The 12595-nt window shown below is 65.6% G+C and carries 14 protein-coding genes; 3 read left to right on the top strand and 11 right to left on the bottom strand.

What is annotated here, in order from left to right:
• Nucleotides 1-109: 109 nt before the first annotated feature.
• Genes IEV87_RS03365 through IEV87_RS03350 form a run of 4 tightly spaced genes read right to left on the bottom strand, consistent with a single transcriptional unit; the run spans nt 110 to nt 3453 of the window.
• Nucleotides 110-1105, bottom strand: coding sequence for an NAD(P)H-dependent flavin oxidoreductase (locus IEV87_RS03365; protein WP_188476259.1), 996 nt, complete (start codon nt 1103-1105; stop codon nt 110-112).
• Nucleotide 1106: 1 nt separating this feature from the next.
• On the bottom strand, nt 1107-1904 hold the full coding sequence (locus IEV87_RS03360) for an enoyl-CoA hydratase/isomerase family protein (protein WP_188476258.1): 798 nt from the start codon (nt 1902-1904) through the stop codon (nt 1107-1109).
• A gap of 1 nt (nt 1905) precedes the next feature.
• Nucleotides 1906-3048 carry a thiolase family protein gene (locus IEV87_RS03355; RefSeq protein WP_188476256.1) on the bottom strand — a complete coding sequence of 381 codons (1143 nt, stop codon included), beginning with the start codon at nt 3046-3048 and terminating at the stop codon, nt 1906-1908.
• Between the two features lie 3 nt (nt 3049-3051).
• A complete protein-coding gene (locus tag IEV87_RS03350; protein WP_188476254.1) occupies nt 3052-3453 on the bottom strand; it encodes a Zn-ribbon domain-containing OB-fold protein in 402 nt (133 codons plus the stop codon).
• Nucleotides 3454-3609: 156 nt separating this feature from the next.
• Between IEV87_RS03350 and IEV87_RS03345 the strand changes: the two genes are divergently transcribed.
• A complete protein-coding gene (locus tag IEV87_RS03345; protein WP_229737416.1) occupies nt 3610-4353 on the top strand; it encodes an SDR family NAD(P)-dependent oxidoreductase in 744 nt (247 codons plus the stop codon).
• Nucleotides 4354-4495: 142 nt separating this feature from the next.
• Here the strand turns inward: IEV87_RS03345 and IEV87_RS03340 are convergent, their stop codons facing one another.
• The 3 genes from IEV87_RS03340 to dctP all read right to left on the bottom strand — a co-directional run bounded on the left by IEV87_RS03340 (nt 4496) and on the right by dctP (nt 7494).
• Nucleotides 4496-5812, bottom strand: coding sequence for a TRAP transporter large permease (locus IEV87_RS03340; protein ID WP_188476250.1), 1317 nt, complete (start codon nt 5810-5812; stop codon nt 4496-4498).
• Nucleotides 5809-6348, bottom strand: coding sequence for a TRAP transporter small permease subunit (locus tag IEV87_RS03335; protein ID WP_188476248.1), 540 nt, complete (start codon nt 6346-6348; stop codon nt 5809-5811). The genes IEV87_RS03340 and IEV87_RS03335 overlap by 4 nt, the downstream gene beginning before the upstream one ends.
• A gap of 105 nt (nt 6349-6453) precedes the next feature.
• Nucleotides 6454-7494 carry a TRAP transporter substrate-binding protein DctP gene (dctP, locus tag IEV87_RS03330; protein WP_188476246.1) on the bottom strand — a complete coding sequence of 347 codons (1041 nt, stop codon included), beginning with the start codon at nt 7492-7494 and terminating at the stop codon, nt 6454-6456.
• Between the two features lie 263 nt (nt 7495-7757).
• Between dctP and IEV87_RS03325 the strand changes: the two genes are divergently transcribed.
• Nucleotides 7758-8369, top strand: coding sequence for a TetR/AcrR family transcriptional regulator (locus IEV87_RS03325; protein ID WP_188476244.1), 612 nt, complete (start codon nt 7758-7760; stop codon nt 8367-8369).
• On the opposite strand, the gene IEV87_RS03320 is transcribed toward IEV87_RS03325, so the two are convergent.
• Nucleotides 8366-8818, bottom strand: coding sequence for a MarR family winged helix-turn-helix transcriptional regulator (locus tag IEV87_RS03320; protein ID WP_188476242.1), 453 nt, complete (start codon nt 8816-8818; stop codon nt 8366-8368). The two genes, IEV87_RS03325 and IEV87_RS03320, sit on opposite strands and share 4 nt — an antisense overlap.
• 74 nt (nt 8819-8892) lie before the next feature.
• On the opposite strand from IEV87_RS03320, the gene IEV87_RS03315 reads away from it, so the two are divergent.
• A complete protein-coding gene (locus IEV87_RS03315; protein WP_188476240.1) occupies nt 8893-9210 on the top strand; it encodes an antibiotic biosynthesis monooxygenase in 318 nt (105 codons plus the stop codon).
• Here IEV87_RS03315 and IEV87_RS03310 read toward each other — a convergent pair.
• From IEV87_RS03310 to IEV87_RS03300, 3 genes are read right to left on the bottom strand one after another with little or no spacing between them, the layout of a single operon-like run.
• A complete protein-coding gene (locus tag IEV87_RS03310; protein ID WP_188476238.1) occupies nt 9189-10562 on the bottom strand; it encodes an MmgE/PrpD family protein in 1374 nt (457 codons plus the stop codon). The genes IEV87_RS03315 and IEV87_RS03310 overlap by 22 nt on opposite strands.
• Nucleotides 10563-11456, bottom strand: a complete 894-nt coding sequence (locus IEV87_RS03305; RefSeq protein ID WP_188476236.1) for an MBL fold metallo-hydrolase — start codon at nt 11454-11456, stop codon at nt 10563-10565.
• On the bottom strand, nt 11453-12595 hold the full coding sequence (locus IEV87_RS03300) for an NADH:flavin oxidoreductase/NADH oxidase (protein ID WP_188476234.1): 1143 nt from the start codon (nt 12593-12595) through the stop codon (nt 11453-11455). The genes IEV87_RS03305 and IEV87_RS03300 overlap by 4 nt, the downstream gene beginning before the upstream one ends.

The raw sequence follows: 12595 nt of genomic DNA, 5'->3' as shown, positions 1-12595 counted from the left end.
GAGTCCGCAACGGGCCGATGGTTAGCCAAAACGCCGGGGGCGTCAAATGCTCAAAGTGTAAACTGTAGACAATAAACGGGCTAGCAGATGCAACCCCCTGCACCGCCGGTCAGCGCATTTTCCCTTGCAACGACTGAACCGCCTCCTCAAGTTCCGCGACAAGCTGCGCCACGATTTCCCCCGCGCTCTGCCCCGCCCCGGCATGGGCAATCGCGGCGGAACAGGACATCAGCCCGACGTCCATGTCCCCGGTCGTGTAGGCGTTGCGGCGGGCGTAGTCGCCTTTCACCAGCTCTCCGAAATCCTCATGCCGCACCTCCCGACCCGCGAAGGACAGTTCGATCTCCGCCACCTTCATCGCGGTCTCGTTCCGAAGCACGCGCCACGTATCCTTGAGCGACTGCAGCACTGCCATCGTGTCGTCCATGCCCGCCGACGCCATCCGCGCGGCATAGTTCGGATGCAGGTCCAGCTCCGTCGCGGTGAGGAAGCGCGTCGCCAGAACCGCCGCATCCGCCCCCTGCGCCAGACAGCCGAGAATCTGCCGGCCGGTGCCGATCCCGCCGCCAAGCGCGACCGGAATATCCACCTCTTTCAGCAGGTTGGACAGGAGGATGTGCGAAGGATGCGGATTTGTCCCAGGATGCCCCCCGGCCTCCATGCCCACCAACACCAGCGCATCCACACCGTCCCGCGCCGCCTTCACCGCATGGCGCACCTGCGTCGACTTGTGCATGACGGTGCCGCCCCGCGCGTGGATCTTCGCGATCAGTTCGCCCGGATGCGACCCGGCGGTTTCGAAGTGCCGCACCCCCCGGTCCAGGGCTATATCCACCCCCGCCGCAACGATGTGGTTCGGCCGGTAGCGGGAAATGGAGAAGTTGACGCCGAAGGGATGCCCCTCTGCCAGGTCGATGCAGCGTTCCAGCCCCGCGGTGAACTCCTCCGGCGTCGCGTAGCTTTTCGCGGTCATGAAGGACATGACCCCGGCCCGCGCGCAGGCGGCGACGAAACCCGCCCGGGACATCCACATCATGCCGCCGACGACGATCGGATGCGGAACCCCGTACATCTCGGTCAGGCGGGTGCGGAGGATCTGGCCCACCTCAGACGCCCCGGAACACGGGTTTGCGTTTTTCGACAAAGGCGGTCATGCCTTCCGTCCGGTCCTCGGACTGAAGCACGATGGCGGCGTTCAGCCGTTCGTACTGCAACCCGGCCTCCAGCCCGACCTGCATCCCGGTGTTGACCGCGCCCTTGATGAAACTGACCGATAGTGGCGGCTTTTCCGCAATGGTGTCAGCCAGTTCCAGGGCGTTCTTCATCAATTCCACCCCCGGCACGACGCGGGACACAAGACCATAGGCCAGCGCCTCCTCAGCCGTGATATGCCGCCCCGTGAACATCAGTTCCTTTGCCAGCGGCGCCCCGATCAGCCGCGGCATCCGCTGTGTCCCCCCCGCCGCCGGAAAGGCGCCCAGGTTGACCTCCGGCAGGCCCATCTTGGCATGATCCGCCGCGATGCGGATGTCGGTCGACAGGGCCAGTTCCATCCCGCCGCCAAGCGCATAGCCGTTGATCGCGCCGATGACGGGACGTTCGAAATTCTCGATCATCAGCGTCATGTCATGGGTCGCCTTCTGCCTGGCATAGTATTCCGCCAGCGGCAGCTTCTGTGACGCCCGTTCCTTGATGTCCGCACCGGCACAGAAGGCCTTGTCCCCCGCGCCGGTCAGGATCACGCAGCGCAGCCCCCTGTCCTCGACCAGCTTTTGCCCGAAAAGGTCCGCCAGTTCGGGCTTCATGGCGAGATTCATCGTGTTCATCCGGTCGGGCCGGTTCAGGGTGACGATGGCCACGCCGTTGTCGCGCCGCTCGACCAGAAGCGTCTCGTACTCGTACATCTCAGACCTCTTTCTGAAGGATATGCGCAATCGCGATGGAGCCGAGCCCGATCATGTGCGCCATGCCGATCTTCGCGTCCGGCTGCTGCCGGTCGCCGTTGCGCCCGCGCAGCTGGTTGACGATCTCGTGCACCTGCCCCAGCCCGGTCGGGCCAAGCGGATGCCCCTGCCCGATCAGCCCGCCCGAGGAGTTCACGCAGCACTGCCCGCCGATGGAGGACCCGCCGTCGCGCAGGAAATGCTGCCCCTCGCCCTTGGGTGCCAGACCGAAGGTTTCGGTATAGAGGATCTCCTCTATGGCGAAGGCGTCGTGCAGTTCCACGCAGTCCAGATCCGCCGCGCTGATCCCCGCCTCGGCATAGGCCATCTCCGTCACCCGCTGCGCCAGCGTGACCGAAGGGATTTCCCGCCCTTGCTGCGGCTTCTCGGACTGAAGCGCAGAGGCTGTGACACGGATCGGTTCTGCGGTGATGCCGAGCCGCCTGATCGCGTCCTCCGAACACAGCACCGCCGCCGCAGCCCCTTCCCCGCGCGGACAGCACATCAGGGATGTCGTCGTGCCCGCCACCACGTTCGCCGCCAGCACCTGTTCGACCGTGCGGGGCTTGCGGAACTGCGCAAAAGGGTTCTTCGACGCGTTGGTGTGGTTCTTCGACGCGACGCGCGCCAGATCCTCCCCCGTCAGGCCCTTCTCCTTGCTCAGGTATTCCGCCATGAGCGCGTATTTCACCAGCGGAATCGCCGCCGTGTCCGACAGCCGGTTCACCGCCTCTTTCCCGACCGCGCGCACCTGATCGCCGTATTTGTCCACGCCAACCGCCAGCACCACGTCGCGCCGGCCAAGCGCCACCTCGTGAACCGCCATCTGGAAGGCTGAGGACCCGGAGGCGGAGGCGTTTTCCACCTGCGTGCAGGCCAGCCCTGTCGATCCGAGGTGGTTGAACATGATCCGCCCCGCCGCCATGCCGATGCCGGTGCAGCCGACATAGGCGCTTTCGACCGTGGGAAACGCGATGCCCGCATCCGCCAGCGCCGCGCGCACCGCCGTCAGCCCCATGTGGATGTAGAGCGTGTCGCTCACGAACTGGTAGGGGTGCATGCCGACGCCGACGACATAGACCGGGCGCGCTTCGTTCAGCTTCATCGCTCAGCCCTCCGCCGGGACGAAACGGCAGGCGATCACCTGAGCGTCGCCCCTGCTGATTTCCACTGGCGCCGCGCGCACGATCATGCCGTCCGAATAGCGGGATTCATCGCCGTCCAGCATGATCTCCTCGATGGCACCGTTGGCCATTTCCGCCTCCCCCACGACCAGAGGGACCGGCAGGGTTGGTGTGAGCCGGGTGTGCAGGGTGAGAAAGGTCAGAAGCCGCGCCTGTCCATCCATCTCCTCCTCGCGCACCTGCGCAGGTTCCGCACCACAGAGCGGACAGCCGTAAGGCGTCAACGGGAAACTCAGATCGCCGCAGGCCCCGCAACGCCCCGCCCGCAGGATGAGGCTGCGCCCGTCCGGGGAAAGCCTGTAGAGATCGGGTTTTTCAAGATCCATCCGCCGCCCCTCCCAAAGCAATCCGCCGATGACTTACCCAAGAGTAAAATCATATGGCCACGCATTCAATCGGAAAAGATTGCACATTCCGCGAAGCACTGGCAGTTTATTGAACGACGGGTAAAACAATATCCCAAAGGTAGGAAATCCATGGACATGAACATCGCCACCCGAGTCGCAGCCATCACCGGTGGCGGGGGTGCCATCGGCCGCGCCTCTGCCCGCATGCTGGCGGCAGAGGGAGCCGCGGTCGCCCTTCTCGACCTGAGCGAAGAGGCCATGGCCACGGCGAAACAGGAGATCGAGGCAGCCATCCCCGGCGCGAAGGTCTTCACCCAAACATGCGACGTCACCTCTGCCGACTCCGTGACCGGCGCCTTCGCGGCCGTCGAACAGGCGCTTGGCCCGGTCGACATCCTCGTGAACAACGCCGGGTTCAGCCGCGACAAGTACCTGACCCGCATGGTGGAGGAGGACTGGGACATCGTGCATTCCGTCGTGCTCAAGGGGGCCTTCCATTGCTGCCGTGCGGTGCTGCCCGGCATGATGGAACGCAACTGGGGCCGCATCGTCAACATGTCCTCCATGGCGCGGCTTGGTAACAAGGGGCAGACCAACTACTCCTCGGCCAAGGCCGGGCTGATCGGCATGACCAACGCGCTGGCGCGCGAGGCCGGAGCCTTCAACATCACGGTCAACGCCATCGCGCCTTCGCTCGTGTCGACCCCCCGCCTGCGCGCGCGGCCCGACTATGACAAGCTGGAGGCACGGTCCAAATCGCTCACCGCCCTGCCCCGGCTGGCGGACGAAACCGACGTGGCGCGGATCGTCGTGTTCTTCGCGTCCAGCCTCGCTGACTTTATCACGGCCCAGTGCATCGACGTGAGCGGCGGGCGGTGAGATCGTGACTCAGATGCAAAAAGGTGACAATTCATCTGGAGCAGGCCGGACAAGTAGCCAAATAAATTTTCAAAACAGAACATTTCATCAGAAACACGAAGAGGCCGACCCGACATCGCCGGGTCGGCCTCGCGTTCGTCCACTACCGGCTGAAGAACACGCCGGGCAGGTACAGCGCGATCGCCGGGAACAGGATGATCAGCGCCACCCCAAGCAGGGTCACCAGCACGTAGGGGATGACGGAAGAATAGATGTCCCCCATGGTCACGCCCGGCGGTGCCACGCCCTTCAGGTAGAACAGGTTGAACCCGAAGGGTGGCGTCATGTACCCGACCTCCATCATGATGATGAAGAGGATGCCGAACCAGATCGGATCGAACCCGTAGGCGTTCACCACCGGCAGGAACACCGGCAGCGTGATGAGCATGATACCGACCGGGTCCAGCACCATCCCGAAGATGAACAGCACCAGCAGCATGAAGATCAGCGACCCCCATTTGCCACCGGGGATGAAGCTCATCAGGTCCTGGATCAGGCTCTGCGCCCCAAGCGCCGTGTAGGCGGTCGAGAACGCATGTGCCGCGAAGAGGATCCACATCACGAGCGCCGTCAGACGGATCGTCGCAATGGCGGCCTCATGCAGCACCGGCCAGGTCAGCCGTCCGTTCACCGCCGTGGCGATGAGCGACCCGAAGACCCCGATGGCCGCCGCCTCGGTCGGAGTGGCGAAGCCCCCGAAGATCGACCCCAGCACGAAGGCCACGATGCCGATCGGCAGGATCACCGCGCGCAGCGAGCGGAGTTTTGCGCCCCAGCCTTCGCGTTCCTCCTTCGGCAGGGCCGGTCCCATCTCGGGCTGCAGCCAGCAGCGCACCCCGATATAGATCGACACCAGCACGAACAACGTCAGCCCAGGCCCGATCCCCGCCGCGAAGAGCCGGCCGACCGACACCTCCGTCAGCAGCGAATAGAGCACCATCAGGATCGACGGCGGGATCAGGATCCCCCATCCCCCGCCGGCGTTGATCGCCCCCAGGGCCATCTTCTTGTCATACCCCCGTTCCAGCATCTTGGGCAGGGCAATGGTCCCCATGGTCACCACCGCCGCGCCGGAAATCCCGGACATGGCCGCGAAGATCACGCAGATCAGCACCGTCCCGATGGCCAGACCGCCGCGCAGGCCGCCCCACCACACGTGCATCATGTCGTAGAGGTCGTTTGCCACCCCTGACTTTTCCAGCAGGATCGCCATGTAGACGAAGAGCGGGATCGCCATGAGCGTCGGGTTGGACATGGATTCCCACATCTTCGACGCCAGCAGGTAGAACCCGATGGACCCCATTTCGAAGTAGAGGAAGACGACGGAGATCCCGCCCAGGACGAAGGCCAGCGGCGTGCCAAGCAGCACGAAGACCAGCAGGGACCCGAAGAAGAGAAGGGTCAGAAGCTCGACGCTCAATGTCCGCCCTCCCCGGCCTGGGTTCCGAAGGTGTCCTCGTCCACCGGCAGGTCCATCAGGATGCGAATGTCCGCCCAGAGCCGGATGACCCCCTGCAGCAGCAGCAGCGTCGCCGCCACCGGGATCAGCGCCTTGGTCGGCCAGAGGTACGGCTTCCAGAGCGAGTTGGACCGTTCGTTGTCCACGATCGCCTCATGCGCCATGTCGTAGCCCTGCCACAGCAGGACAGCCACGAAGAGGAAGAACAGCGGCCAGGTCACCACGTCCACCAGCGCCTTCCGCTTCGGGGAAAACGCGCCGTAGAAGATGTCGACGTTCACATGCGCCCTCTCGGCCAGCAGGTAGCCGCCCCCGATGATCGCATAGCCGCCGAAGATCAGCGTGGCGAGTTCCGAGGTCCAGATCGCGGGTGCGCCCACGAGATAGCGCATGACCACATCCGCCAGCAGAAAGGCAAAGATGATGAGCACGCAGAGCGAGGCCCATCTGCCGATCCACCTGTTCAGACGGGTGATCGTCCGGGCAAGGTTTTTCATTTTTTCCACCTGTTATAGTTGCGATCCGCCGGCCCTTGTCAGGCGGCGGATCGGAAGAGGGCGGCGCGGGAATACCGCGCCGCTCCGGTCATCTTCTGCTGTGGATCAGACGTATCCCAGGTCGCCCATGAGACCGAGGTAGATCTCCTTGGCCTTGGCAGCCTTTTCGCCCTTCTCGGCTTCCTTGGTCATGATGTCCGTGGAGGCCTGTGCGAGGATATCGAGCACGTCTTTCGGCAGCTGCGAGACTTCGATGCCGTTCTCGGCAACGCCGCTGGTCAGCGCCTTGACTTCCAGTGCCTGATACTCGGTCGACCGCTGGTAGAAGCGGGTTTCCATCAGGTTGATCAGCGTGTCGCGCAGTTCGGGCTCCAGCTTGTCCAGCTCGCTCATGTTGACCACCCAGGAGTCGGTCGAGAAGCCGAGCGCCGGCTTGTAGTGGTACTTGCAGACCTCCCACAGGGACATCGACTTCGCACCGACGGCCGCACCCCAGTGCGCCCCGTCCACAACGCCGGAGGACAGCGCCTGGTACAGTTCGGCACCCGGAATGTACTGCGGCGCCGCGCCGGCCGCGCTCAGGTAGTCGAGCATCGCGCCCGAGGAGCGGATCTTGAGCCCCTTGAAGTCCGCCGCGCTCTCGATCTTCTTGGACACGACGATTTCGACCGGCAGGACCTTTTCGGTCATCAGCATCATGCCGTCGGCATTCAGTTCCTCGTTGATCAGCGCCTCGAGGCCAAGCTGCTTGGTCGCGTACTGGAATTCCCAGCTTTCGCGGAAGGTGCCGGGGATGCCATAGGCGAAGTTCGCGGTCGTGGCATGGTCCGTCAGATAGTTCGCGGCCAGCGTGCCCATGGGAACCACGCCCTTGCGCACCAGCGGATAAATGTCGGCACCCTTGGCGAATTCGCCGTCGCCGAAGGTCTCCAGCTTGAACGCGCCTTCGGTGGTTTCCTCGAGCTTGGCCGCCAGCGCGCCCAGGCTGCCGTCGAAGGAACTGGACGATTTCGGCCAGTGCGACTGCACGCGCCAGGTGACCTTGCCTGCGGCGATCCCCTTGCCCACTAGCGCCGGAGCGGCAACAGCGGCCAGGCCGGCCCCGCGCAGCATCGCGCGGCGGTTCAGTTTCGTAGTCTCGGTCATGTGACCCTCCCTAGATCCTACCCTTCCCCGGTCGATTCCGGACCGGGGTTTCAATCATGGGGATGCACTTGCAGAAATTTATTCCGCAGCCTCCCTGAGCCGACATGACCACCTTTTCTCGCACCCGTCAATCGAACACCTCGCGAGCAGTTCGGCCGCTAGGGCGGGACGCCGGGGTCAAATCCTTGTCTGACGGGTGAAATCCCTTGCTTTGGCCGTCGATTGCGCTTAGCCCCGAACCAAGGAAACCGGACAGGACCCCTATGCCCAAATGGAACGGAGCCGTCGCCTCGCGAGAGGAGACACGGGAACTGAAGCGGCGCGCTGCGCTGCGCGTTGCGGCGCGTATCTTCAACGAAAAGGGCTATCACGCCACCTCTCTTGACGAGATCGCTGATGAAATCGGCGTGACCAAGACCGCGCTCTACTACTATTTCAAGAACAAGGAGCAGGTGCTCTACGAGTGTCTCAAGCTGACCTACGACTGCGGTCAGTCCGCCCGGCTCGAGACGGAGGCGATGGACGGTGCCGCCTTCGACAAGCTCCAGCACCTTTACCGCCGCTTCATGGAACGCCTGATGGAGGAACGCGGGGCCTACACCACCATGGCCAACATCCGCGCCCTGCCCCAGGAACAGCAGGACGAACTGCTGGAGCGGCGCAAGCACCTCGACCGTTATTCCCGGATGCTGATCGACAAGGCGATTGCCGAAGGCGCGATCCGTGCGATCGACGTGCGCATCACTTCGAACTTCTTCCTCGGCGCGGTGAACTGGATCCTGCGCTGGCATACGGAGGATGACGCGATGACCCCGGCGGAAGTCGCGGATCATTTCCTCGACCTCTTCATGAACGGGATCGTGGTGCGGGACTAATCCGTCCCGCGATCCAGACGCGCCCTCAGCCGGGACAGCACCTGTTCGGTGACCGCCAGTTCTTCCGCGGTGAACCCCTCTGCCAGCGCTTCGGTCCATGGCACGCGCAGCCGGTCCGCCTGCGCCAGCCGCCCAGAGCCTTCCGCCGTCACCACGACCAGCCGCGCACGCCGGTCCGCCGGATTGTCCGCCAGCGCCACCAGCCCCTCCGCCGCCAGATCGTTGACCACCCGCTGCACCGACTGACGGGCCAGACCGACCGACCGTGCCAGAGCCGCGACGGTCCGGACCTCCTCCTCCGCCGTCGCGAGCACCTGCCAGCGCGCAGCAGTCAGCCCGAGCCCGCCGACAAGATCGTTGCCAGCCAGCGTCAGCCGCCCCGCGAGCCGCAGGACTTCGAAGATCGTGCGCCCGGCCAGAACGCCGGTTTCGGAGGGGGTCTCAGCCATGCCGGCACAGTACAGCTTGACAGCATGCTGACAATCCAAAAGAATGACAGGACACTGTCAAACTGGATCACACCATGCCCCATATCTTCCGCATCGACCGTTTCACCCTGCCCGCCGCGTCGCGGGACGAATTCCTCGACAGGGTGGCCAAGACCCATTCAATCCTCAGGACGTGCAAGGGTTTCGTGCTGGATCGCATCGTCGAACAACGCCTTGCCGACGGCTCCCTCGCGCTGCTGACAGTGGCGGAATGGGATGGTCAGCCCGCTTTCGACGCCGCCCGCGAGACGGTGAAACAGGCCCATGCCGCCGAGGGCTTCGACCGTGCGGAGACCATGCAGAGGCTGGGCATCGCTGCTGACCTCGGAACCTACATGCCGGTCGCGGTCTGACCCGGCCATGCGGCGGGCGCTGCGATCCTGCCGGACAGCACCGCCCCCGCATCCGACGCGCCCGCGATGTCCCACAGCGCCGCCAGCCAGCCCGCTGCCTGACGGTCGCCGACCGCCGGGGCGACGAGGCCGAGGAACTTGTCCGAAATCGCCTGATCGCTGACCGGGATATCCGGGCTGCCGGAGGCTTCGGGCGCGAAGGCCGTCACGCTTCCGGCCCCGGTATGCACCGTCACCCGCGCAGGGCGCTGGCGGGGGTAGAGCGCGTCCATTTCTGCCGTGCCGCGAATGGTCAGACGGGGGGCCAGCGCCTCCGCATGCCCCTCGTTCAGCGCGTCGCCCATGAAATCCGCCAGCGCCGCCCGCCCCTTGTAAAGCCCCTGCGCCAGCACGTAGCCGAAGGACAGCTGCGCCGTGGCCATGTCGCCCCAGCCCGTGCCGTGATGCGCGGCGGCGATGGAATAGGTATCGACCTCGATTTCCCTGACATCGCGGGGACTTATCGCATGATCCTCACGCAGGTGCATCAGCGCCTCCAGCGCCGGTTGCAGGTGGCGGCAGCAGGCGTGGGGCTTGATGTAGCACCCGGTCATCCGCCACGCGGACGCGGGCGGCAGGCTGATCGCGAAGGCACCCGGCCTCACCCCGCCAAACGCCTGGGCATAGCCCGAGGGTCGTTCGAGGATGCCATCCGGCGCCGACACCCCCGCGGCCGCCAGCCGCGCCGCCATCAGCCCGCCGCGCGCGCCGAGGCCGCCATGCAACCGCTTCACCTCTCCGCCGCCGCCGAGGAAGGCGAACAGCCCGCCCGCCTCGGACGCGGCGAGGCCAAGCGCCGTCTCTGTCCGCGCCGCATCAAAACCACGCAGCCGCGCGACCGCAACCGCCGCCGCCAGCGGCCCCACGGTCGAGGTCGGGTGAAACCCCCGGTCCCGCAACGCGGGATGCAATGCCGCGGCAAGCGAGCAGTCCGCCTCGTATCCCGCCGCCAGTGCGATCAGCAGGTCGCGCCCCGAGACCGGCCCCGACAGCGCCTCTGCCAGAAGCGCGGGGACCACTGCGACACCCGGATGCACAGACCCTTCGCGATAGCCGTCGTCCAGCTCCAGCCCGTGCGCCGCCGTTCCGCACAGATAGGCATGATCCGCAGCCGCCCGCGCGCCCGGCCGTCCGGGCAGCGGCAAATCCCCTTCGGGTTGAAGCGGAGCCAGCTGCGACGCCACCCCCTGCCCGAGCCCCGCGACGATCACCCCGAGCGTGTCGATCAGATGACGCACCGCCGCATGTTCGACCTCCGCCGGCAGGTCCCTGAGACCCGCCGCAAACCCCGCCAGATCCGCCGTCGCGCCCATCTACCCCTCCACCGGGGACAGCCGGAAGGCCTGTCCCCCTTCGCTGATCCGTCCGGCCGTCCAGAAGGGGATATGTCCGGCGCAGAGCAGTGCGCCCGATCCCGCGCAATGCTCCATGATCGCGCGGCGCGACGCTGCGGCCATCGCGGGATCCCAGTCCGCCCGCATCATCATGTCCGGCAGGTCGAACTGCACCGCGTGGTGGATCGCGTCGCCCGAAATCACCGCCTCGGCCCCCTTCGCCCTTGCGTGGATGCAGACGTGGCCCGGCGAATGGCCCGGCGAGGGCGAAAGGAACACCTCCTCCCCGATCTCGGCCATGACGGAATGGGTGTCCGGGACCAGCTCCGCCTGCCCCGCCGCGACCACCGGCAGCACGGAGTCCTCGATGTGCGAATACCGCGGCCCTTCGGTGCCGACCAGCGCCTCGAAATGCCGGAACTCCGCCTCGTTCATCACGTAGCGCGCGTTCGGGAAGGTCGGGACCCATTGCCCGTTCACCAGCCGGGTGTTCCAGCCAACGTGATCGGTGTGCAGATGCGTGCAGAGCACGATGTGGATGTCCTCAACCCCCAGCCCCAGATCGGCCAGCGCCGACAGGAAGGCATGGGACCGCATGTCGTGCTGCCACGGCGCATGTGGGCGGTTCTTGTGATTGCCATTGCAGGTATCGACCAGAATGTTCTGCCCGCGCACCCGGATCAGGTAGGACCGGAAGGACATGCCGACCGCCAGCGTTTCGGGATGCAGCATCCCCGGAGCCAGCCAGTCCGCATTCGCCGCCGCATCCTCATGCGTCAGAGTCGGGAACAGGAACTCCCGCGGGAACAGGCGATAGGTCACTTCCGGCACCGGGTCGATGCGGATCGCCCCTATGCCGACCCCGCCCGTCACACCAGCGGCTCCTCGTCCATCGAGCCGAGCCCGCGCTTCCACTTGGACAGCCACCAGGCATAGGGCGCGGGCCAGGTATCCCAGTCCGTCACGCCCAGTTTTTCCGCCGCGTGATGCGCCCAGTAGGGATCGAACAGCGCCTGACGCCCGATGGCGATCAGATCCGCCTGCCCCTCGGCCAGCAGCTGTTCCGCCAGTTCCGGCGTGCGGATCAGCCCGACCGCCTGGGTCATGATCCCCGTCTCCTCGCGCAGGAGTTTCGCGAAATGCGCCTGATAGGCAGGCCCCCGCGTCAGGTTGGAATTGGTCGCCCCGTGCAGCATGTTTCCGCCGGAAGAGCAGTCCACTACGTCGACCCCCGCCTCTTTCAGCGCCTTTGCCAGCACGACGGAATCTTCAGGCTCCCACCCTCCGTCGATCCAGTCGGTGGCAGAGATCCGGGTGAACAGCGGCACGTCGTCCGGCAGGGCTGCCCGCACCGCCCGCGCGATTTCCAGCGGATAGCGCATGCGGTTTTCCAGCGACCCGCCGTAGTCGTCGGTGCGACGGTTGGCGATCGGCGTCAGGAAGCTTTGCAGCAGGTAGCCGTGCGCCATGTGGATTTCGACCATGTCGAAGCCCGCATCCATCGCCCGGTGCGCGCCGGTGACGAAGGCGTCGCGCACCTCGTCCATATCCGTGCGGTCCATCTCCTTCGGCATCTCCCAGCCGTCGGTAAAGGGTACGGCAGAGGGCGCGAGCGGCTGCCAGCGTTCGTCGCCCGCGTCGAGGTTCTCCTGCGTCAGCGGCCCGTTTCCCTGCCACGCCCTCTGGGTCGAGGCCTTGCGTCCGCCATGCGCCAGTTGCAGGCAGGACCTGAACCCCATGGCCCGGATCTGCGCGGTGATCGGGCGCAGCGCGTCTACGTGGCTGTCGTAATAGATGCCCATGCAGCCGTTGGTGATCCGCCCCGTGCGGGTGACGCCGGTGGCCTCCACGAACACCAGCCCGGCCCCTCCGAAGGCGAACTTGCCGTAATGCGTGCGGTGGAAGTCGGTCGCGTGCCCGTCCTCGGCGCAGTACATGTCCATGGGCGGGATGACGACGCGGTTCGGGATCGTGACGCCACGGATGGTGAGCGGTTCGAACAGACGGACCAT

Source organism: Primorskyibacter flagellatus (genome assembly GCF_014638275.1).
Lineage (GTDB): Bacteria > Pseudomonadota > Alphaproteobacteria > Rhodobacterales > Rhodobacteraceae > Pseudooceanicola > Pseudooceanicola flagellatus_A.
Note: the sequence above shows the minus strand (reverse complement) of the source record. Positions and strands in the feature narration are given on the sequence as shown.

Excerpts from the sequence above, each read along its gene's own strand:
- IEV87_RS03300 (WP_188476234.1), bottom strand. The coding sequence starts at position 12,595 with ATGGTCCGTCTGTTCGAACCGCTCACCATCCGTGGCGTCACGATCCCG.
- dctP (WP_188476246.1), bottom strand. The coding sequence starts at position 7,494 with ATGACCGAGACTACGAAACTGAACCGCCGCGCGATGCTGCGCGGGGCC.
- IEV87_RS03320 (WP_188476242.1), bottom strand. The coding sequence starts at position 8,818 with ATGGCTGAGACCCCCTCCGAAACCGGCGTTCTGGCCGGGCGCACGATC.
- IEV87_RS03350 (WP_188476254.1), bottom strand. The coding sequence starts at position 3,453 with ATGGATCTTGAAAAACCCGATCTCTACAGGCTTTCCCCGGACGGGCGC.
- IEV87_RS03335 (WP_188476248.1), bottom strand. The coding sequence starts at position 6,348 with ATGAAAAACCTTGCCCGGACGATCACCCGTCTGAACAGGTGGATCGGC.
- IEV87_RS03360 (WP_188476258.1), bottom strand. The coding sequence starts at position 1,904 with ATGTACGAGTACGAGACGCTTCTGGTCGAGCGGCGCGACAACGGCGTG.
- IEV87_RS03355 (WP_188476256.1), bottom strand. The coding sequence starts at position 3,048 with ATGAAGCTGAACGAAGCGCGCCCGGTCTATGTCGTCGGCGTCGGCATG.
- IEV87_RS03345 (WP_229737416.1), top strand. The coding sequence starts at position 3,610 with ATGAACATCGCCACCCGAGTCGCAGCCATCACCGGTGGCGGGGGTGCC.
- IEV87_RS03315 (WP_188476240.1), top strand. The coding sequence starts at position 8,893 with ATGCCCCATATCTTCCGCATCGACCGTTTCACCCTGCCCGCCGCGTCG.
- IEV87_RS03310 (WP_188476238.1), bottom strand. The coding sequence starts at position 10,562 with ATGGGCGCGACGGCGGATCTGGCGGGGTTTGCGGCGGGTCTCAGGGAC.
- IEV87_RS03325 (WP_188476244.1), top strand. The coding sequence starts at position 7,758 with ATGCCCAAATGGAACGGAGCCGTCGCCTCGCGAGAGGAGACACGGGAA.